Genomic DNA, 19,934 nt, shown 5'->3' on the forward strand with positions numbered 1-19,934 from the left:
GTCATCAGTGCCGGGAACAGGCTCAGAATCTCGCCTTGATGCCGAAATTCCACATCGAGCCGTAGATGGTGTACTGCTGAACGCGGCTGGGGATGTTGGAATAGATGATGTCGGGTTCGTTGAAGATGTTGCGCCCCGCGAGTTGCAGTTCGACGTTCTTCGAGAGTTTGTAGCTGGCGCTGATGTTCCACAGCTCGCGCGCGGTGTGGTAGAGAATTCCGTTGTTGGCGGTGGTGGGCGTGTTGCTCAAAGCGCTGACGCGATACTCGCCCTGCCGGTTGCCGTTGATCTGCAGGTCGAAGCGGCCGTAGTTGTAGCGGAGCCCCCAGTTGGCCGCCCGCTCGGGCATGTTCTGGCGCTCGCCGTCGGCATCGATCGAGGTGATCGAGCCGTAAAGACTCAGGCCCTTGAGCGCGCCAGGCAGGAAGGTCAGCTGCTGGCTGTACTCGAAGGCCAGGCCTTCGTTGGTGCTGGTTCCAGGCAGGTTCTGCGCGCTGCGGAAGGTGTAGCCGGCGTATTCGTCGGGATCGAAGCCGACATCTTCGGGATCGACCGTGACTCCGGTGACCTGCATGTCCGTCATGTCGAGCTTGTAGTAGGACAGGCCGAGGATGCCGGAGGGCTCGAGGTAATACTGCAGACTGGCGAAATACTTGGTGGAATGCTCGGGTTTCAACTCCGGATTAGGCACGGTGACGATCATGGTGTCGTCGTTCACCGAAACGACGCCACCCAGGTTCCCGTAATCGGGACGCAGGATGGATTCGCTGAAGGCGAGTTGGCCGACCAGCTTCTCGGTGAAGTCGTACTTGACCCCGCCGCTGAGGAACCAGTCTTCGTATTCGCCACGGCGGGTGGAATACGCGCCGTTGTTGTACTGGTACAGCAGGCCCTCGACGGTGTTGACCGAAAGACCGGCTTCGGTCACTTCGCTCACCGGGCGGACATTGGCGATCCTGGCGGCCGTTTTGGTCTTTTCGTAGCGCAAACCCAGGTCGAAGCGGGCATCGCCGACGCGCGTCTGGGCCTCGAGGTAGGCGGCGTCGATCTGTTCCTGGATGCGCTTGTCGTTGTCGAGCTTGCGCTTCAGGTTGCCCACGGTGTCGGGGACGAAATACTCGGGATGCTCCTTGTAGATGTCGTAGGTCGCATAGTTGCTGTCCGCGCGCCAGTTCTGGTCGTTCATGTTGCCGGCGTCGAAACCGTTGATTTCGAACTGGTAGTTATGCGTCCAGGGAATGACGGCCGCAGGATCTCTCTGGGTCATGTCGCGGTTGGGTCCGACGTACTGGAATTGCTGGAAGGAACCCTCGTTGGTCCTCCAGTCGTTCTTGCGGCTACCCAGGCCGCCCATCAGCGTGACCGGCAGTTCCTGGAGGGTGAGCAGCTTCTTCAGGTCCAGATAACCGCCGTACTGGTCGTTGATGGCGTCGGACTCGGCGGTGCGGACGTTGTTGCCGATATCCGCGTCGCGATTGAAGTTCGCCGGGTCGCCCCAGGGACGACCGGCGGTCTGCGTGAGCATCCACTGGTTCGAGTCCTCCGAGGGACGGTCGAGGGTGAAGCCGATGCCGGTCAGCCAGCTGTCGGTGCGCTGGAAGAAGCCCTCGCTGGTGTCGCGGAAGTTGAACTCGGATCTGGAATAGCTGCCGCGGAGCGTGGCCTCCAGGGTGTCGTTCTTGAATTCGAGCTTCGGGGCAACGGTATAGGTAGGGGTGCCTGCGTAGCGGTGCGAGTATTCGGTTCTCAGGCGGGTGTTGGTGCCGTTGGGATTCACCACGATGTGCGTAGGCGTGGAATCCGGCGTGGCGTAGGTCGCTGTAGGAGTGCCGAAGTAGAGAAAGGTGTATTGGTTGAAATACTCGACGTCGTAGAACGAGTACGTGCTGCGCAAAGAGAAGACGAGTTCGTCCGTGATCTGGTAGTCCGTGCTCAGGTTGGCGGCCGTGCGGCTCGTCATCTTCGGGCCGGGGCGCCACATCAGGCGATACGGCATGACCCGGCCATCGGGGAGATAGGACCAGTCGGTCTGGATGCGGTCCTGCTGAACATAGTTGGCGTTGTAGCTGGTGTTGAACTCCACGCCCAGACGACCGTCCAGGAAAACGTCGCCGAAGCCGAACTGGCCCGAGGGGTAGACGGTCGAATGCTTCCTGTCGTCGGGGAAATACTTGCGGGAGAGCGTGGAGTCGGAGGTGCCGACGCCGCCGAGCTGGAAAACGAGCTGGCGGCCGGTGCGATTGAAGGCGTACTTGCTGCGCAGGTTGATCTGTCCGCCGGGGGAATCGGCGTCCATGCGGGCGCTGAGCGTGTTGTTGAGTTCGATCGACTCGATGCCGGTGATGGACATCTGCTCGAAGGAGTTCTGGCGGCCGCTGTTGTTGTTGGAAGTGGCGGTGGCCATGCGGGCGCCGTCCACGGTGAAGGTGGAATACTTCGGGTCCAGGCCGCCGATGCGCACGGCGGTGGCGTCCACTTCGGTGTAGTCCAGGGAAATGCCGGGCATGGACTTCATGAATTCGCCCACATCGCCCATGGTGAGGGCACCGTAGTTGTCGGCGGCGACGACGTTCTTCGCGTTCATCGCGGCGCGGCGCTCCATGATGGCGCTGGCCTGGCCTTCGCGCTTGGCGGTGACCTGGATCATGTCCATCTCGACCGCGTCGCCGCCGCCCGGGGCGGTGTAGGAAGGCACTCTCAGTTCGAAATCCAGCGTTTCCACCTGGCCTGCGACCACGTCGACGACCGTCTTCGACTCCTGCAGGCCGGTGTACTTGGCTACGACGGTAACTTTTCCGGCCGGCACCCCGGCGAGGCGGAAACTGCCGCCATCCTCGGAGTAGGCGACGATCGTGGTGCCCTCGACGCGGATTTCGGCATTGCGCACGTATTCCCCGGTCGCGGTATTGAGGACGCGGCCGCGCACGCTGCCGTTGCCTATCTGCTGCTCCGATCGCGTACGGCCGGATCCGCCGCCGGTTTTCTGCAGCAGGATGACATTGCCTTTATCGGATTTTATTTCCAGGCCTGTTCCTTGCAGCAACCGGCGCAAGGCTTCGCGCGCATCCATTTCGCCGACGATCGCCGGCGTGTTGATGCCCTCCAACGTTCCCGCCGGCGCGATGATCTGCACCTGCGCCTGGCGTGCCAACTCGGGAATGGCGGTGACCGCGGGCTGCGCGGAAACTTCGAACTTGCGCTGTTGCGCCATTGCCTGGGAATTGAAGGCCAACGCAGCGGCGATGGCAGCGGACAACAGGATTTTGTTGCGACGATTCATGGTCTATGTTCTCAACAGGGGCCGCGTGCAGTCGGCATTGAAAACAGAGAGTCCCGATGAATGCGGTTTCCGCTATCTGTCAAAAAAAATTAATGTGCGCGGGCGACGATGATGCGGCCGTCTTCCTGCCGCACTTCCGCGTCGAACACTTCTGCGACGGCACGGCTGAAACCAAGCGGATTGTTGACCGCGAACAATCCGGTCACCTGCATCCGTGCCAGGTCCTGGTCAGCGATGACGATGGGCGTATCGCTGTAGCGCGCATAGACGGCCGCTGCTTCGGCCAGCGTTTCGCCCTGGAGGGCGATCTTGCCTTCCCGCCATGCCAACTCGCGGCCCATTTGCCCGGAGGAGAGCGGCGTCGGATTCCACTCGTCCCCTTTTCCTTGCGGTAACGACAAACCGGTATTCGGCGTCAGCGGAGTTTTGGACGACTGCGTCGCTCCTGCCAGAACGACACTGCCCTCCTGCACCAGCACCTGCGCCGGCCGGCCTTCAAGCTTGCGCACGACGAAGGTGGCCGCCGTGGCCTCCAAGCGCTTTCCGTCGATTTCCACCAATGTCGACACCGCCGTTCCGGCGCCTTCGATCAGCACTTCGCCCCGCAGGACGCGTATCCGCCGCCGCCCTTGCTCGTCGTACACCTTGATGCGGGTATCGGTGTTGAGCGTCACCGTGGCCCCGTCTCCCAGCGGCACCGTGCGCATCTCCCCTTTGGCGGTGGCGTAGGCCGTGGGCATCTGCAACGTGGCCATCAGCATCACGACCAGCACCAGCGAAGCGGCCATGGCGCCGCCCCATTCCATCAGGCGCCGACGGCGGCGCCCGGCGTGGGGGCCAGGCGAGGTAACGACTACCGCAGGTCGAAAGTCTTCCGGATCGTATTGCGGGCCCAGCGCGCGCGCGGACTCGCTGCGCATCCATACGGCCCTGGCACGCGTGAACGCCCCGCGGCGTCGCCTGTCGCCCGCCAGCCACTGCTTCAACTCCCAGGCTTCGCTGGCGGACAGGGGCGCACGATCCATCCTCGCCACCCATTCCGCGGCGATCCGGTCAATGTCCTGGCTGGTTTCGCGTTCTTCCACTGGCACGCCTTTTTTCCCGCTCCAACTGACTAGAGGTTTTGGCGGGTGGGTTTCCGCCACTGGCGAACCAATCTCCCAACCAGCGGATCCCCCGGACGATATGCTTTTCGACCGTATTCTCCGAAAGGCCCATCCGGGCGGCGATTTCCCGCTGCGACAATCCGCGGACGCGACGCAGAACGAAGGCCTCGCGCGTCTGCCCCGGCATGCTTGCGATCACCCTGGCCAGTTGGCGCAGGTCGTCATGCGCAATGGCGCTTTGTTCCGGGGTGGCCGCGTCGTCGGCGAAATCCACCAGTCCCAGATCTTCGACCGCAAGGATCGACACGATCCGTGCCCGCCGGATATTGCGGACCACCAGCGAATGGGCCACCTGGAAAAGATAGGCGCGCGGATTCAGGATGTCGTCCACGCGTTCGCGCTCGGCCAGCAGCGCATAGCTTTCCTGCACGATGTCGTCGATATCGAATGCCGCCGGCGCCCATCGGCGCGACAACCAGCCTCTGAGCGCCCCCTCATGCGGCAACACGTGATGCATGAACCAGCGCGTTCTCTCGACATCCTCCAGAGCGTCCTCCATGCCGCTCTCTACCTCAGTTCGATCAGGCACCCAGATTCCCCAGCATCCGCCCACTTGGCAAAAGCCAGAAGATGCTATTCGGCATGCATGACATCCCTGTTTCAGCTACTCACCGATCACTCGGCGGAATGGATCCCGCGCGGTCCTAGTTCAGGCGTTGATGTCCGCTTCGGCCGAGAACGGACATCGAAGAAGCGGTTTGGCGGAATGCTCGAGACCACTATTCAGCTGCCTCAACTCAGCCGGGCCTGGGCGAGCCGTTATCTTGCGGCATGGCCGAGGATATTCCCGCATGAGTTACTGGTCATCCGTATCGACATGACCGAGTAGCATCAAGGTTCCTGCAAAAAGATCGAACTCTCGGCCGACCATCGCTGCAAGCCTCCGGCTTGGACATACACTCCCTGCTGTGGGAACAACCATAAGTTGGCCGCCCATAGAAAGCATAAGTTGGCCGGCCGGCTGGCGACCATTTGAATCGACCCAGTGTCCGCTTCCGGCCAGGATCGAACATTGAGGCTCGACAGAACGGGACCCACCCTACAGCTCGGCTAGGGCGGTGAGCATTGGATCCTGCGCGTTTCTCTGATCGCCCCGCTGGCAAGATCAGGCCCGCTATTTCATAAGCCTTGAGTTTCTGGGCCGCTTCGACAAGCTGTCGGGGGTCGTTGCAACCCCCGGCAGCGATCCTTGCCCGGATTACTTCGCCGCTGCTCGTGCCGCTTCGACGATCACCTTGGCCACCGATTCCGGGTCGGACACCATCGGCACATGGCTGGTCGGCAGCACCGTGGTCGTCGCGCCGATCTTCTTGGCCAACGCACGCTGCGCGCCCGGGTCGATCATGCGGTCCTGGGCGGCGACTATGTACCACGACGGCCTGGTGGTCCACGCGGCCACGGTGACGGGCTGTTCGAAGTTGGCGCCGCGCACTGCGCCCTGGGTGGCGTGGATCAGGTTGGCTTCCTCGGCGCTGACGTCCTGCGCGAAGTCGCGAGCGATCGCGTCGGCGGGCAGAGTCAGGTAACCGTCGGCGTCGGCGATGAAGTGAGCGAACCCCGGTGGAGTCGGGAAGTCTTTGGTGTCCACCACCGGCGCGGCATTGAGCGAGGGCGCGAATGCGGCGACGTAGACCAGGGCCTTGACCTTGTCGTGACCGCCGGCCTGGGTGATGACCGAGCCACCCCAGGAATGGCCGACCAGTACGACCGGACCGGACTGCGCGTTGACGACGCGGTTGGTGAAGGTCACGTCGTCTTCCAGCGAGGTCAGCGGGTTCTGCACCGCGACCGCGTTCAAGCCTTGGGCCTGGAGCAGTGGGATGACCTTGTTCCACGACGAGCCGTCGGCAAAGGCGCCGTGGACCAGCACCACGGTCGGACGGGTGTCGGCGATCGGGGCGGGAGTGGCGGCCGAGGCCGTGCCCAGGCTGAGGGCGGCGGCGAGGGCCAGGGGGGCGAGGATGTTCATGTGGGCTCCTTGAGGATGGATTGGCTGGGTTGGCCGGGTCGGTCCCGGTGAGGTCACTATCCTCGTTTCATTTGGCTTATATGTGCTGTAAAGTCCACATAACTTGTCAAATAGTCCAAAAATGACCGACAGACTCGAGGCCCTACTGGCCCACTTCCCGGTGCGGGCATCCATCCTGCACGCCGGCGCCCTGTGCGGCATCCACGAACTGCCGCCGCGCGGAACCCTGGGCCAGTTGCACCTGGTCCGGCGCGGCACCGTGGTCGTGCACCATGCCGCCGGCAAGCCGATCATCCTCACCGAGCCCAGCCTGCTGCTGTATCCGCGGCCCTGCGCCCACCGCTTCGTGATCGACGACCCCGAGGGCGCCGAGTTGGCTTGCGCCGACCTCGGTTTCGACGGCGCGGCCGAACACCCGCTGGTGGCTGCATTACCCGACTTCGTCTGCCTGCCGCTGGACCAACTGGGCGGTGCGCGCCCATTGCTTGACCTGCTATTCGAAGAGGCGTTCGACCAGCGCTGCGGCCGTGGCGAGGTGCTGGCGCGATTGTTCGAGCTGGTGCTGATCCAGGTGTTGCGGCATCAGATGGAAGGACAGCGGGGCCAGGCGGGATTGATGTCGGGGCTCGCGCATCCGCGCCTGCGCCGCGCGATCACCGCGATGCACGAACGGCCGCGGGAAGACTGGACGCTGGAGACACTAGCCGCGACGGCCGGCATGTCGCGCAGCTCGTTCGCGCAGACGTTCCGCAGCACCGTGGGCAGCACGCCCGGTGAGTATCTGCAGCGGTGGCGGATCTTGCTGGTGCAGAAGGGGCTGCGCAGCGGCAAACCCTTGAAGCTGCTGGTGGATGAAGTGGGCTACGCGAGTGAGTCGGCCTTGTCACGGGCGTTCAAGGCACAAGCGGGAGTTTCGCCGAGGGAGTGGCGGGGACGGGCTTTTCCCTAGATCGGCCAAAAGCGATCACCCGCTGCGGAAGAACATAATGAGTTCGTAGGTCGTCCTTGCCGATTGCTCTGCCATGAAGAATTGACCGCTATTCTCAATTTTGGCGAACTGAACATTCTTTGCTTTTGATGGCAGCGATGCTCGCAGCCACTCATAGCCAACTGATCCCAAGCCAAGCACTGGCATCTCGAGTATCGGATATTTTTCTCGCATCAATAACGTCTTGCGAGAATGTTTGGTACCAGGGGGAAACGGGGTCAGGTTTACTCTTCAAGGTTATGCCGAAAGAGATGTCAGCTTTACTAGGCGGCCAACTTATGCTTTCTCCCACAACAGCAATCCATCGCCCAGTCCGCTTGGTGGGCCCACCAGGACTCGAACCTGGAACCAAAGGATTATGAGTCCTCTGCTCTAACCATTGAGCTATGGGCCCGTCGCAGGGCGCAATTGTAACTGGCCGGTTCATGGCCATGCACATCTCGCCGGTTCGTGGCGATGATCGATCGACGGGTCTGGCGCGGCGCTATGCCGCCTTCCGTAGCGCGGATTGCAGGCGCAGCTGCGTGGCGCGCTTGAGAATGGGGGGCGGGTCGGTCTCTTCCGGGATGCTGAGCAGCTTCCTTCTGCGCAGCCATTGCCCGGGCGCGCGCGCCGAAGTCAGCGCCACCAGCGGAACGGCCAGCACCAGTCCCAAGGTCACCGGCGCCATCCAGGCCGCCAGCGAAGGCGATGCGAACAACGCCAGCGCACCCATCAGCAACCCGAACAGACTCAGGCCGCCATAACTCTTCAACAGTCCGGACAAAGGCAGACTGCCATCGTCGCGGCGCTGCGATTCCCAGCCCGAATCCTTGCCCGCCAGCACTTCGGCCACGCCGCGCGACTGCACGTACATCACGATGGGAGCCATCAGCGCCGCAAGTACGCTTTCGATCAACACGCTCAGCAACGCGCGCAGCGCGCCGCCGCAGCCGCGGCGTTCCGCAGGATTCACCAGCATGGCCAGATAGCCCAGGATCTTGGGAGCGAACAGCGCGGCCATGCTGGCCGCGAACAACCAGACGATGCGCTCCGGATCCAGCGATCTCCAGTACGCCGCCGGGGAAAGCGCGGCACGCAGGCCGCCCTCCGAGGCCAAGCCGATATGCTCGAACGGGATCGCGATGCCGACCAGCAGCAGCATCGCCCACATGGGTGCGGTGAAGTAGTGGCCGATGCCGATCATGAAATGCCAGCGGCTCACCCAATGCAGGCCACGCGTCGGCAACACGGCGGCATGCTGCAGGTTGCCCTGGCACCAGCGGCGGTCGCGCACCAGCAGATCGGTGAGCGAAGGCGGCCCTTCTTCGTAGCTGCCATGCAACGCGGGAACCATGTGCAAGGCCCAGCCGCCGCGACGGATCAGCGCCGCTTCGACGAAATCGTGGCTCAACACATGGCCACCGAAGGGCTTGCTGCCGGGCAGTTGCGGCAAGCCCGCCTGTTCGGCGAAGGCCCGGGTGCGGATGATGGCGTTGTGGCCCCAGTAGTTGCTCTCGGCGCCATGCCACCAGGCCACGCCGTGGGCGATGATCGGACCGTACACGCGTCCGGAAAACTGCTGCATGCGCGCGAACAGGCTGGTGCCGTTGACGATGGCCGGCAGCGACTGGATCAGGCCGACGTCCGCGTTCTCATCGATGGCTGCGGCCAGCCTGACGATGGTGTCGCCGGTCATCAGGCTGTCGGCGTCCAGGATCAGCATGTACGGATAAGCGCCGCCGAAACGCCGCAACCATTCGGCGATGTTGCCGGCCTTGCGTTCGATGTTGTCGGTGCGGCGGCGGTAGTAGAGATTCGCCGGGTCGCCGAGGCGCGCAAGCAGCGCATGGTATTCGGCGGCTTCCGCTTCGGCGGTTTCGGCGCGGGTGGTGTCGCTGAGGATGAAGAAATCGAAACGCTCCCCCTGTCCGGTATCGCGCACCGACTCGTAGATGGCCTGCAAGCCCGCCATCAACCGGTGCGGATCCTCGTTGTATGCCGGCATCAGCAACGCCGTGCGTGCCGAGGGCGGCAGCGAAGGCAAAGGCGCATCGGGATCTATTCCCAACGACCTGCCTCCCTTGCGCGACAGCACCAGCACGAACCCTGCCAGCGCGCCCAGGAACGATTGCGCGATCCAGGCGAACAACGCCGCGAACAAGGCAAGCAGCACGCCCTCCAGCACGCTCACGCCCTCTACGCGCAGCACCCGCCACATCTGGTAGGTCGCCAGGGCGGTGAGCGCGCCGGTGCCGCCCAGAATGTACGCGCGGCGCCAGAAAGCCCCGCGCGGCGCGCTGGGCAACGGACGCCCATCGAGCTTGCCGGTGCGCAGCGATTGCACCGGCATCTGCATCGGCGAAGGCGGCGGCAGCGATTCGCAGGCGACAGGAACGGCCGGCGGCGCCTGCATCAGGTTTACGCCGTCCAACGGTAAAGCCACGTTTCCGAAACCGGTTGCGTGCCTTTCAACAGGCGCGCATGCAGTTCCGCCGCTTGCGCGCCAGCCGGATCGAGTTCGAATCCGATTCGCCAACCTCCCGTCGCCGGTACCGGATGGGCGACGGCGTTGAGCACCTTGCCGGCGCCGGACCAGACGTCGGGCTTGAGGTCCTTGTCGCCGAGTCCGGCCAGGGCATCGCCTTTGAAATCGATGATCACCAGTCGCCGGCCCGGTTGCGCGGCGGCGCCGATCATGGTCTTGGCGACGATGGCCAGTTCGGGCTTCCACTGATGGTCGCTGCACCAGTGCAGGCGATAGTCGAAGCGGTGCTCGCGCCCTGCGGCCAGCGGCGCGGCCGGACGCCAGAACGCGACGATGTTGTCGTGGTATTCGTCGCCGGTGGGAATCTCGACCAGGTGCACCGCGCCCTTGCCCCAGTCGCCGACCGGTTCCACCCACAGGCTGGGACGCTTTTCGTAGTGCGCTTCGCTGTCGGCGAAGGCGGCGAAGTCGCGCTGGCGCTGCATCAGACCGAAGCCGCGCGGCGTGGTGTCCTGGAAGCCGCTGTCCTGCACGGTGGCCGGATTGTGCAGCGGCCGCCAGATCTGTTCGTCCGCACCGGTCAGCAAGGCCAATCCCTCCGAGTCGTGCACCGCCGGACGGTAGTCGTCCACGCCTACCCGGTCGCTGGCGCCGAATTCGTACATGCTGGTCAACGGGGCGATGCCCGCATGGGTCAGTTCCACGCGCGGATACAGCCGCGCCTGTACGTCGAACACGGTTTCGTCCCCGGGTTTGATCGCGAAACGGAACGCGCCCGACACGCTGGGGCTGTCCATCAACGCATGCACGACGATGGCGGTAGCGCCGGGCGCTGGGGTTTCTATCCAGAATGCGCGGAACACCGGAAATTCCTCGCCCACCGGCTGCACCGTGTTCAAGGCCAGGCCACGCGCCGACAATCCGTAGGACTGGCCCTTGGCTACCGCACGGAAATAGCTGGCGCCGAGGAAAGCGCAGATTTCATCGAAATAGTCCGGGCGATTGATCGTTCCGTGCAGGCGCATTCCCGCGAATCCCAGGTCGGCTCCGCCGCGGCCGCGCACCGCCGCGGCGCGGAAAGTGAAAAGGTCGGGGGAATAGTCCACCTGCCTCGCCCGTCCGGCGGCGACGGTGAAGACCTGCACCCGGTCCTTGAACAGAAAACCGCGATGGAAGAACTGCGCCTGAAAAGGCAGTCCCTGCTTGCGCCACAACGCATGCGCCGGATTGAAGCGGATATCCCGGTATTCGTCGTAGCCCATGTCCTGCAGCCATTTGGGCAGATCGGCGGGCGGTTTGCGGAAAGGCTCGGCGGCCAGCCGCCGCGCCATGGCCGGCACGCTGTCGTTGTCGAATGCGGTGCCGCTGTCTGCGGCCAATGCCGCTGGCGGCGACAGCAAGCCGCTAGCGGCCAGTGTCGCCAGGGGCAACGACAGGCCGCCCAGGATCAATTCTCGTCTGCGCACCGTTATTCCTCGCGAGGCTGGGCTGGGGGAAGCGGCCGCATTGTAGGCAAGACCGCGTTAGCGCCAAGACACGACCGGCAGGCCGATGCCGGACCTGCCATGAGGGTCACGGTCATGGCGGACCACGGCCACAAACAAGGAAGCCCCGCACTGGCGGGGCTTCCGGTTTCGCATCGTGGCTTCCGTTGCCGAAGCGCCGGCAGCCGTCCGTCTACTCGATGCCGCTTACTCGATATCGAGGAAACTGCGCAGCTGTTCCGAGCGGCTGGGATGACGCAGCTTGCGCAACGCCTTGGCCTCTATCTGGCGGATGCGCTCGCGGGTGACGTCGAACTGCTTGCCGACTTCTTCCAACGTGTGGTCGGTGTTCATGTCGATGCCGAAGCGCATGCGCAGCACCTTGGCTTCCCGCGGGGTCAGGCCGGCGAGCACGTCGCGGACCGTTTCCGACAGGTTGATGTTGACCGTGTTCTCGATCGGGGACTCCACGTTGGTGTCCTCGATGAAATCGCCCAGGTGCGAATCCTCGTCGTCGCCGATCGGGGTTTCCATGGAGATCGGCTCTTTGGCGATCTTCATCACCTTGCGGATCTTGTCCTCGGGCATGTCCATTTCCTTGGCCAGTTCTTCCGGCGTGGCCTCGCGGCCGTACTGCTGGAGCATCTGGCGGGAAATGCGGTTCAACTTGTTGATCGTCTCGATCATGTGCACCGGGATGCGGATGGTGCGCGCCTGGTCGGCGATCGAACGGGTGATCGCCTGGCGGATCCACCAGGTGGCGTAGGTCGAGAACTTGTAGCCGCGGCGGTATTCGAACTTGTCCACCGCCTTCATCAGGCCGATGTTGCCTTCCTGGATCAGGTCCAGGAACTGCAGGCCGCGGTTGGTGTACTTCTTGGCGATGGAGATCACCAGGCGCAGGTTGGCCTCCACCATTTCCTTCTTGGCCTTGCGCGCCTTGGCTTCGCCATAGGCCATCGCGCGGCTGATTTCCTTGATGTCGACCAGGTTCAGGTGCATCGCGTGTTCGATGGCGATGGTGGCTTCCTGCTCGGCGATGATCTGCTCGCGCACGTCGCGCAGCGCCGAAGACCACTTCTGCTTGCGCTTCAGGACTTCATCGACCCAGCCCAGGTTGGTCTGGTTGCCTTCCCAGGCGCGGATGAAATCCTTGCGCGGCATCTTGGCGGAGTTGGTGGACAGGTGCAGCACGCGGCGCTCGTGGTCCTTGATCTGCTGCACCACTTCGCGCAGCTTGCGGACCAGGGTGTCGGTCAGCGCCAGCGGCAGCTTGAGGGTGACGAACACTTCGGCCATGTCGGCGCGCAGCTTGACCGCGGCCTTGTTGTCGGCGCCGCTCTTGGTGTAGGACTTCTTGAACTTGGCGTACAGCTCGGCCAGCGCCTGCATGCGGCGCGCGACTTCTTCCGGGTCCGGACCGGTCGGGCCGGCTTCCTCGGCTTCTTCCTCGACGGCGGGCTCTTCCTCGTCGTCCTCGGTTTCGGCGTCGTCGGCCACGACCACCACCGGCTCGGGCACTTCTTCGATCAGGTCGTTGAAGCCGACCACGATCTCGGCCAAGCGCTTCTTGCCCGCTTTGTGGGTTTCGTAGTCTTCCAGCAACAGTTCGATCGACCACGGGAAGCTGCCCAGCGAGGCTTGCACCTGGCCCAGGCCTTCCTCGATGCGCTTGGCAATGGCGATTTCGCCTTCGCGGGTCAGCAGCTCGACCGTGCCCATCTCGCGCATGTACATGCGCACGGGGTCGGTGGTGCGGCCGCCTTCGGTGTCGAGGGTCAGCGCCGCGGCGGCTTCTTCGGCAGCGGTGTCGTCGACTTCACGGTTGCCCGTGCTGTTGCCGGCGAGCAGCAGCGTTTCGGCATCGGGTGCGATTTCGTGCACCTCGATACCCATGCCATTGATCATGCCGATGATGTCTTCGATCTGCTCGGCATCGACGATGTCGTCGGGCAGGTGGTCGTTGACTTCGGCAAAGGTCAGGTAGCCCTGTTCCAGGCCCTTGCTGATCAGCAGCTTGATATCGGATTGTTGGGCAGGACGTTCGTTGGCCATCAGTGCTTGCGCCACCGGCAATAGGAGATTGGGGAACCCAGCATTATACCGCGCCGCCGGGGATTTGGCCTTACCTGGGTGATGAACGCGCTGGGGCGCGGCCTCCGGCCCGGGGCTCCCACCGCCCGTTTTCAGGGCCTCAGCAGAAAGGTCACGGGACCGTCGTTGGTCAGGCTGACGATCATATGGGCGCCGAAACGGCCGGTTTCCACCCCTGGGATGTGTTTTTGCCGACAAATTTCCACCAGACGGTTGTAGCCGCGTTCAGCCTCCTCCGGCGGGGCGGCCGTAGTGAAGCTGGGACGCATGCCCGAGCGGGTATCGGCGGCCAGGGTGAACTGGCTGACCAGCAGCAGGCCGCCCCCGGTATCGGCCAGGGACCGGTTCATCTTGCCCTCCGCGTCGGCGAAAATCCGGTACCCCAGCAGGCGCTCGGCCATGCGGACGAAGTGCGCCTCGGTGTCGCCGGGTTCCACGGCCACCAGGGCCAGCAGGCCCGGGCCGATCGCCCCTGTGGTCCGGCCTTCGACGGTGACGCTGGCCTGGGTGACGCGCTGGATGAGTGAAAGCATAGGACGTGGGTGCTGTTGGGTGCCGGAAGTCGCGGAAGCGGAAGCGTACCGCCTCGAGCCCGAACCTGGCCTGGTTGTGTGAGCATACGGAGCCGCTTACCCTCGCCACCATGCATGGCATGCGCCGGCTGCAGCATCAAGGAAGAATCGAGAATGAAATGGGACATCTTCACTGCCATAGAACAACTGATCATCCTGTTGACCATCGCCGGTCAAATCTGGATCGCCTGCAAAGTGATACTGAATTCCGCGGGCGCTGAGCAATACGTCAGGATCATGTCCTACGCCACCGGCATTCTGGTGTTCCTGATCACCAAGGCATTGGGGCTGACTTTCGCCGATCTGCTGCTGTCCTCGCTGGACCAGCGGGATGTCTTCATGCTGATCCTGATCGGGGCCATCGTCCCGTTCCTGGTGGGGGCGCTGGTGTCCGAAGTGACCATCATCGCAATCGGGATCGGCAGGCCCGTGCTGACCCGCTTCGTGCTGATGCTGGGCGCGTTTACGGCCGCGCAGGCGGCCTATACCAACTTCATTGCCGTCACCACCCATCTGACGACCTTGGACAAGGCCTTCATCCCCAATCTCTGCTATGCCGTTTCCGTGGGCCTGTGGCTGACCTTCCGTTACCGCGAGCAGGCGACGGGATACTAGGGCCAACCGCACGGACGGCGGTGCCAACCCGATAGACTTGGCGTATGAAGCCCGAAACCCTGGCGGGTCTGCTCTACCGCGCCACCGCCCTGCTGACCTCCCTGCCCTGGCCCTGGCTGCGCAACTCGGCCGACCTGCTTGCCTGGGTCTGGCGGCGCCTGGATGCGCGCGAAAGCAAGGTCGCCCGCCGCAATCTGCAGCTCGCCTACCCCGAGCTGCTGCCTTCCCAGCGCGAGGAGCTGCATCGCCGGATCCTGCGCACGACCGCGCGCCAGGCCTTCGAAACCCTGCGCTTCTGGACCCGGCCGCCCGCCGAAAACCTGGCGCGGCTGCGCGAGCGCCAGGGCGAGCCTTCGTACGATGCGGCGCTGGCCTCGGGGAAAGGCCTGATCGTGGTGGCGCCGCATTTCGGCAACTGGGAGCTGCTGAACCAGTGGCTGTCCTCGCGCGGGCCGATCGCCATCGTCTACAACCCGCCGGATTCCAAGGTGGGCGATGCCTTCCTGCTGCGCGTGCGCGGCGCCGACAACATCCGCCAGGTCCGCGCCGAAGGGCCGGCGGTGCGGCAACTGTGGAAGACGCTGAAGGACGGAGGCGCGGTCGGCATCCTGCCCGACCAGCAGCCCAAGATGGGCGACGGCGAATTCGCCCCGTTCTTCGGCATGCAGGCCCTGACCATGACCCTGGTCTCCCGGCTGGCCGAGCGTACCGGCGCCACCGTGCTGTTCGCCTGGTGCGAGCGCACCAGTGCCGACCTGGAGTTCGCCCTGCATGTGGAGCCGGCGCCGGACGGCATCGCGGACCCCGATCCGGTAGCCGCGGCGACTGCGCTCAATGCCATGATCGAGCGCATCGCGCGCCGCGATCCGGCACAGTACCAGTGGACCTACAAGCGCTATGGCGCGCGGCCGCCGGGAAGCGGCGAACCCAATCCCTACAAGGTGCAAACCCCGGCATGACCGATCTTCCCCGCACTCCTGCACCGCAGAACCCGCCAGAGGAAGCCATCGCGCCCACGGCCCCCTTGTTGGTCGATTGGCAGCACCTGCCGGCACGCGGCGCCAAGTTGGCTGCGTTCGGCGGAGCGCTCGGATCCGCGGTTCCGTTCGCGGTGGCGTCGGTTTTCCTGTCGCGACTCGCCGATTTCGGCACTCCGTGGCTGATCGCGCCCGTGGTCGGACTGCTGGGCGCGGCATTCGGCGCGTGGCTGGCGGTCAAACGCCACCGGCGCACGCTGTGGAAACTGGACGAGCAGGGTTTCGCCCTGCAGCGCGGACGCTGGTGGCAGACCGAGAGCCGCGTACCGATCTCGCGGGTGCAGCATCTGGATCTCAAGCGCGGCCCGCTGGAGCGCGCTTTCAAACTGGCCACGCTGGTGATCCACACTGCAGGAACGAAGATGGCGGCCGTGTCGGTCTCCGGATTGGACGGCGAGGACGCAGAGCGCCTGCGCGACCGGCTGGCGCGCCAGCTGGACCATGACGACGACGCACTGTGATGCAGACCGAAGCCATGGGCGAGGACAAACCCGAACGCCGACTGCACCCATGGTCGTGGCTGTTCGTGCTGGTGCAGCAGCTCAAGCAGTTCCTGGTGCCGCTGCTGGCCTTGCTGGTGTTCGGCGGTAGCGGCGGGCCCGGCGGTTTCTGGGCCGGCATCGGTCCGTTGGTCGCCGTGGGCGTATTGGTGGTGATCTCGGTGCTGCAGTACTTCACCTACCGCTACCGCATCGGCCGCGATGGATTGAGCATCCGCGACGGCTGGCTGCACCGCAGCCTGCGCGAGATCCCGTATTCGCGCATCCACAACGTGGTGCTGCACCAGACCGTGCTGCACCGCCTGTTCGGCGTGGCCGAGGTCAGGCTGGAATCGGCCGGCGGGCAGAAACCCGAGGCGCAGATGCGCGTGCTGCGGCTGGACGAAGCGCTGGCGCTGGAAAGCCTGATCAAGCATCGCGGCCAGGCGCCGGATGCCGATGCGCCCGCAGCGCAAGCCGACAGTCTGTTGTCGCTGCCGACTGCCGAAGTGATCCGCCTGGGCCTGGTTTCCAACCGCGGCATGATCGTGATGGCCGCGGCGTTCGGTGCGGCGTGGCAGGTGTTTCCCGACCAGGTGCTCGCCAATTATTTCGAACGCTTCGCGCGGCAACTGTTCGGTTACGCCAGTCACTTGCACTACGGCTGGATCACCACGGCCGCCGCTGCGGCTGCATTGATCTTGCTGGCGGCACTGTTGCTGCGTTTGCTCTCGGTGCTGTTGGCGCTGGTGCAGTACCACGGCTTTCGTCTCAGCGAAGAACAGCGCCGGCTCACGGTGGAGCGCGGCCTGCTGTCGAAACTGCGCACCAGCGTGGCCCGCCGGCGCATCCAGGCCTGGACCCTGCACGAAGGATTCCTGCACCGGCTGTTGAAGCGCCGTAGCCTGCGGATCGACACCGCCGTGGCCGAGCAACAGGGCAATAACGACCAACGCGCGCTGAAGGAATTGGCCCCCATCGCCACGCCCGAAACCTGCGACGCACTGATCCAGCATCTGTTGCCGCAGGCGCATTGGCCGCGAGCGGAATGGACGCCGTTGCCGGTGGCCGCCTGGTGGCGGTTGTTCCTGCCCACCCTGGTTTTCGTCTGCCTCCTGGCGCTCGCGCTGGTTTGCTATGCGCAGACGGCCTGGGGGTTATTGCCGCTGCTCTGGTTGCCATGGAGCATTCATGCGGCGATCCAGCAGGCGCGCCGCGCCGGTTATGCGGTGGACGAGCGCCTGGTGGCCGTCCGCGGCGGCTGGTGGTCGCGCCACTGGCGCTTCGCGGAAATCGACAAGTTGCAGGCGCTGCGCCTGGTGCGTTCGCCGATGGACAGACGCATGGGCACTGCAAGCCTGTGGATGGACACCGCCGGCGCCAGCGGCCTTGCGCCGCCGTTGCGGATCCGTTTCCTGCCGGAAGCCGATGCGCGACTACTGTATCTGCAACTCAGCCAGGCGCTGGTCCGCCGCAGGCTGCGCTGGTAGATCGGGAGCGTCTTCCAACCAGGCATTTACCGCGGCCACGATCCGGTCGTGGAACTTGCGGTCGTTTTCGAGGAAAAATTCCCGGGCCGCCTCGCCCAATTCTTCGCATTGCTCCTCATCGAGCGCCAATGCGCGCTCGACCGCATCGGCGATTCCGGCCGCGTCGACAAGCCATGTGGTCGCCGCGGCTTGGCGGCCGGTGGCCGCTACCGGAATCAGGATCCCGCGTTGCGGGGTAACCAGTTCATTCATGGGCGCTCCGTCCGTGGTGAGAGTCACCGCGCCCACTCCGAGGGCCTCCAAGAGGTAGTGTCCGAACCCCTCGGTGCGCGACGGGCACAGGTGGAAACGATGCGAATTCTGCAGCTCTTTGAGTACGTCGTCGGCCAAGTACCGGGTCAGCAGGGTGACATTGGCCGGAACGGGCTCGCTTTGCGGGACGCGCTTGGAACGCTGGACCACGGTCAGCGGCGGCCAGTGCGGATGCTGCCTCCAGGCCTCCAGAACGGACTGCGTGCCTTTGTTGCCGCTCTTGCCGGCGACATGCAGGAAGGCGCGCATGCGCGGCACCCGAGCGTCGCTGCGATCTTCGCTGGTGAATCCTATGTATTCGGTGCGACCGCCCAATCGGCGCAGGATTTCCTCGGCATGCCGCGTCTTGACGAAAACGCAGTCCATCCGTTGCAACAGATCGATGTCCGACTGCAACAGGTATTCGGGATTGGGCACCAGCACGTTCGTCTCGGCCCACGGCAGGTATTCGGCACGGATATGTTCCTGCATCAGGCTCAGGCGGAACGGGGCCTTTAGCCTCAGCAGGCGGCGCAGCGCGTTGCCCGCGCGCACAAAGCATGGCCGCAACCACTTGCGCAACTTTCCCCGCCTCAAGGCGGTGATGGTGATGTCCATGCCCGCGTCGGCCAGCGCCCCGGCAAGCAGGTTCATGTCGCGGGTCAGGCCGGCTCCGTTATCGGCGGCCACCAGATTTACACGCACATTTGCGGGCCGTACCGGGGGGAAACGCAGGATAGCCAAACTGAGGTGCGGCGATTGTGCAAACCATCACCGCAATAGTCCACAATCATGCGCCCATTCATTCGCGGTCAATTTTACAGCGATGCGAAGCCCACCTCTTTTCCCGGCTGGACCTGCGGCCCGCGAACAACGCGGTCCTGCCCCCGGTTGCGCCGAAAGACATGGAATGGACGAGCGCGCCACGGGAACGAAGACTTGAGTGCGCGTCCCTTGATCGTGCGCACTGGCGCCTTCGGCGACGTGGTGGTGCTCACCACGCTGATCCATCTGCTCAGCGCCCGCTATGGATCGCCGGTCGATGTGGTCGGCGCCGATGCCTGGACCGAAGCGCTGCTGGCCGACGACCCGGCGGTCGCCGAAATCCATCTGCTCACCAGCCGCAATACGCCGTACGCGCTGAATCCCAGCCAATGGCGGGTCGCGCGCTGGTTGCGCCGGCGCGGCCGCGGGCCTGTCTACATGTGCGACAACCATCCGCGCCTGCTGGCTCTGCTGCGGCGTGGCGGCGTACGCGAAGAGGACATGGTGCGGCGGCCGATCGAGGACGAAGCACCGGAAGCTCCGATCCGTCTCTGGCCGGACCGCTGGTTGGACATGGGCATGCGCGATCCCGTTTCGCCCTTTCCGACGCACGCAGTCGATGCGCAGGCTTACCGGCTGCCGTCGCTGGTGCTGGGCGACGCCGCGCGCCAGGAATACCGTCGTTGGAAGCAGGCCAAAGGCCTGCGCGGTCCGTTGATCCTGCTGCAGCCCGGCAACAAGCGCACCCACAAACGCGGCACCGTGGCCACGCGCCAGCATCCGAAGTTCTGGCCGCCGGAATCTTGGGCCGCATTGGCCGATGCGATCTGGCAGGACCTGCCCGACGCGCAGGTGCTGTTGTGCGGATCGCCGCAGGAGCGATCGGTGCTCGAGGAAATCCGCGTTGCCGCCGGCAACGATCCGCGCATGCACAACCTGGGCAGCGAACTGCCCATCCCTCGCTTGCTCGCGTTGATCGAGGACGCGCACAGCATGGTCTCGGTGGATACCGGCCCGGCGCATGCCGCCGCCGCGCTGGCTTGCCCGCTGGTGGTGATGTTCGGTCACGCTTCGCCGCTCAAATGGCGTCCGCTGGGACCGGGCAAGGTGCTGGTGCTGCGTGGCGAACGCGGCGATCAGAGCGAAGTGCGCGACCTCTCGGCGACGCAGGTGATTTCGGCCTGGCGTTCGGCGGTTGCGGGCGACCCGCATTCGTCCTAGTCCATGCGGCGACCCG

General features: G+C 64.6%; 16 protein-coding genes and 1 tRNA gene. 6 read left to right on the forward strand and 11 right to left on the reverse strand.

Translation table 11 applies throughout. The features are described 5' to 3' along the window. Window positions 1-22: 22 nt before the first annotated feature. The 4 genes from CSC73_RS04210 to CSC73_RS04225 form a co-directional block, all read right to left on the reverse strand. Complete coding sequence (locus CSC73_RS04210; RefSeq protein WP_163839163.1) at window positions 23-3,280, reverse strand: carboxypeptidase regulatory-like domain-containing protein; 3,258 nt, start codon at window positions 3,278-3,280, stop codon at window positions 23-25. A gap of 89 nt (window positions 3,281-3,369) precedes the next feature. After that, complete coding sequence (locus CSC73_RS04215; protein ID WP_163839164.1) at window positions 3,370-4,371, reverse strand: FecR family protein; 1,002 nt, start codon at window positions 4,369-4,371, stop codon at window positions 3,370-3,372. Then, on the reverse strand, window positions 4,334-4,999 hold the full coding sequence (locus CSC73_RS04220; RefSeq protein ID WP_211840807.1) for an RNA polymerase sigma factor: 666 nt from the start codon (window positions 4,997-4,999) through the stop codon (window positions 4,334-4,336). Before CSC73_RS04220 ends, CSC73_RS04215 begins: the two co-directional genes overlap by 38 nt. Window positions 5,000-5,644: 645 nt before the next feature. Next, a complete protein-coding gene (locus CSC73_RS04225) occupies window positions 5,645-6,415 on the reverse strand; it encodes an alpha/beta fold hydrolase (RefSeq protein ID WP_163839165.1) in 771 nt (256 codons plus the stop codon). 121 nt (window positions 6,416-6,536) lie between these two features. On the opposite strand from CSC73_RS04225, the gene CSC73_RS04230 reads away from it, so the two are divergent. Then, window positions 6,537-7,364 carry an AraC family transcriptional regulator gene (locus tag CSC73_RS04230; RefSeq protein ID WP_163839166.1) on the forward strand — a complete coding sequence of 276 codons (828 nt, stop codon included), beginning with the start codon at window positions 6,537-6,539 and terminating at the stop codon, window positions 7,362-7,364. Between the two features lie 15 nt (window positions 7,365-7,379). Here the strand turns inward: CSC73_RS04230 and CSC73_RS04235 are convergent, their stop codons facing one another. The 6 genes from CSC73_RS04235 to dtd all read right to left on the reverse strand — a co-directional run bounded on the left by CSC73_RS04235 (window position 7,380) and on the right by dtd (window position 13,981). Further along, a complete protein-coding gene (locus CSC73_RS04235) occupies window positions 7,380-7,577 on the reverse strand; it encodes a hypothetical protein (protein WP_163839167.1) in 198 nt (65 codons plus the stop codon). Window positions 7,578-7,721: 144 nt separating this feature from the next. Continuing rightward, window positions 7,722-7,797, reverse strand: a tRNA-Ile gene (locus CSC73_RS04240). 90 nt (window positions 7,798-7,887) lie between these two features. Continuing rightward, the gene (gene mdoH / locus CSC73_RS04245) at window positions 7,888-9,798 is read right to left on the reverse strand and encodes a glucans biosynthesis glucosyltransferase MdoH (protein WP_163839349.1); all 1,911 of its coding nucleotides are present in this window, start codon (window positions 9,796-9,798) and stop codon (window positions 7,888-7,890) included. A gap of 5 nt (window positions 9,799-9,803) precedes the next feature. Beyond that, window positions 9,804-11,336 (reverse strand): OpgD/OpgG family glucan biosynthesis protein, encoded by a 1,533-nt coding sequence (locus tag CSC73_RS04250; RefSeq protein WP_211840808.1) that lies wholly within the window; start codon window positions 11,334-11,336, stop codon window positions 9,804-9,806. Between the two features lie 225 nt (window positions 11,337-11,561). Further along, complete coding sequence (rpoD, locus tag CSC73_RS04255; RefSeq protein WP_163839168.1) at window positions 11,562-13,409, reverse strand: RNA polymerase sigma factor RpoD; 1,848 nt, start codon at window positions 13,407-13,409, stop codon at window positions 11,562-11,564. A 131-nt stretch (window positions 13,410-13,540) separates the two neighbouring features. After that, window positions 13,541-13,981, reverse strand: a complete 441-nt coding sequence (dtd, locus tag CSC73_RS04260; RefSeq protein ID WP_163839169.1) for a D-aminoacyl-tRNA deacylase — start codon at window positions 13,979-13,981, stop codon at window positions 13,541-13,543. A 153-nt stretch (window positions 13,982-14,134) separates the two neighbouring features. On the opposite strand from dtd, the gene CSC73_RS04265 reads away from it, so the two are divergent. From CSC73_RS04265 to CSC73_RS04280, 4 genes are read left to right on the forward strand one after another with little or no spacing between them, the layout of a single operon-like run. Beyond that, the gene (locus tag CSC73_RS04265; RefSeq protein WP_163839170.1) at window positions 14,135-14,635 is read left to right on the forward strand and encodes a hypothetical protein; all 501 of its coding nucleotides are present in this window, start codon (window positions 14,135-14,137) and stop codon (window positions 14,633-14,635) included. Window positions 14,636-14,679: 44 nt separating this feature from the next. Further along, the gene (locus tag CSC73_RS04270; protein ID WP_163839171.1) at window positions 14,680-15,594 is read left to right on the forward strand and encodes a lauroyl acyltransferase; all 915 of its coding nucleotides are present in this window, start codon (window positions 14,680-14,682) and stop codon (window positions 15,592-15,594) included. Beyond that, window positions 15,591-16,133: a PH domain-containing protein gene (locus CSC73_RS04275; RefSeq protein ID WP_163839172.1), complete on the forward strand. Its 543-nt coding sequence runs from the start codon at window positions 15,591-15,593 to the stop codon at window positions 16,131-16,133. Before CSC73_RS04270 ends, CSC73_RS04275 begins: the two co-directional genes overlap by 4 nt. Further along, window positions 16,133-17,641, forward strand: a complete 1,509-nt coding sequence (locus CSC73_RS04280) for a PH domain-containing protein (protein WP_163839173.1) — start codon at window positions 16,133-16,135, stop codon at window positions 17,639-17,641. The genes CSC73_RS04275 and CSC73_RS04280 overlap by 1 nt, the downstream gene beginning before the upstream one ends. On the opposite strand, the gene CSC73_RS04285 is transcribed toward CSC73_RS04280, so the two are convergent. Next, entirely contained in the window at window positions 17,588-18,622 is a 1,035-nt protein-coding gene (locus tag CSC73_RS04285) for a glycosyltransferase (RefSeq protein WP_163839174.1), read from the reverse strand. The genes CSC73_RS04280 and CSC73_RS04285 overlap by 54 nt on opposite strands. A 249-nt stretch (window positions 18,623-18,871) precedes the next feature. Between CSC73_RS04285 and CSC73_RS04290 the strand changes: the two genes are divergently transcribed. After that, window positions 18,872-19,918, forward strand: coding sequence for a glycosyltransferase family 9 protein (locus tag CSC73_RS04290; RefSeq protein ID WP_163839175.1), 1,047 nt, complete (start codon window positions 18,872-18,874; stop codon window positions 19,916-19,918). The last annotated feature ends 16 nt before the right edge of the window (window positions 19,919-19,934 follow it).

It is taken from the genome of Pseudoxanthomonas sacheonensis (genome assembly GCF_010093305.1).
Classification (GTDB): Bacteria; Pseudomonadota; Gammaproteobacteria; order Xanthomonadales; family Xanthomonadaceae; genus Pseudoxanthomonas_A; species Pseudoxanthomonas_A sacheonensis.

Bases quoted from the DNA above. Each gene is read 5' to 3' on its own strand.
- CSC73_RS04210 (WP_163839163.1), bottom strand. From the start codon at position 3,280: ATGAATCGTCGCAACAAAATCCTGTTGTCCGCTGCCATCGCCGCTGCG.
- CSC73_RS04225 (WP_163839165.1), bottom strand. From the start codon at position 6,415: ATGAACATCCTCGCCCCCCTGGCCCTCGCCGCCGCCCTCAGCCTGGGC.
- CSC73_RS04230 (WP_163839166.1), top strand. From the start codon at position 6,537: ATGACCGACAGACTCGAGGCCCTACTGGCCCACTTCCCGGTGCGGGCA.
- CSC73_RS04235 (WP_163839167.1), bottom strand. From the start codon at position 7,577: ATGCGAGAAAAATATCCGATACTCGAGATGCCAGTGCTTGGCTTGGGA.
- mdoH (WP_163839349.1), bottom strand. From the start codon at position 9,798: ATGCAGGCGCCGCCGGCCGTTCCTGTCGCCTGCGAATCGCTGCCGCCG.
- rpoD (WP_163839168.1), bottom strand. From the start codon at position 13,409: ATGGCCAACGAACGTCCTGCCCAACAATCCGATATCAAGCTGCTGATC.
- dtd (WP_163839169.1), bottom strand. From the start codon at position 13,981: ATGCTTTCACTCATCCAGCGCGTCACCCAGGCCAGCGTCACCGTCGAA.
- CSC73_RS04265 (WP_163839170.1), top strand. From the start codon at position 14,135: ATGAAATGGGACATCTTCACTGCCATAGAACAACTGATCATCCTGTTG.
- CSC73_RS04270 (WP_163839171.1), top strand. From the start codon at position 14,680: ATGAAGCCCGAAACCCTGGCGGGTCTGCTCTACCGCGCCACCGCCCTG.
- CSC73_RS04275 (WP_163839172.1), top strand. From the start codon at position 15,591: ATGACCGATCTTCCCCGCACTCCTGCACCGCAGAACCCGCCAGAGGAA.
- CSC73_RS04280 (WP_163839173.1), top strand. From the start codon at position 16,133: ATGCAGACCGAAGCCATGGGCGAGGACAAACCCGAACGCCGACTGCAC.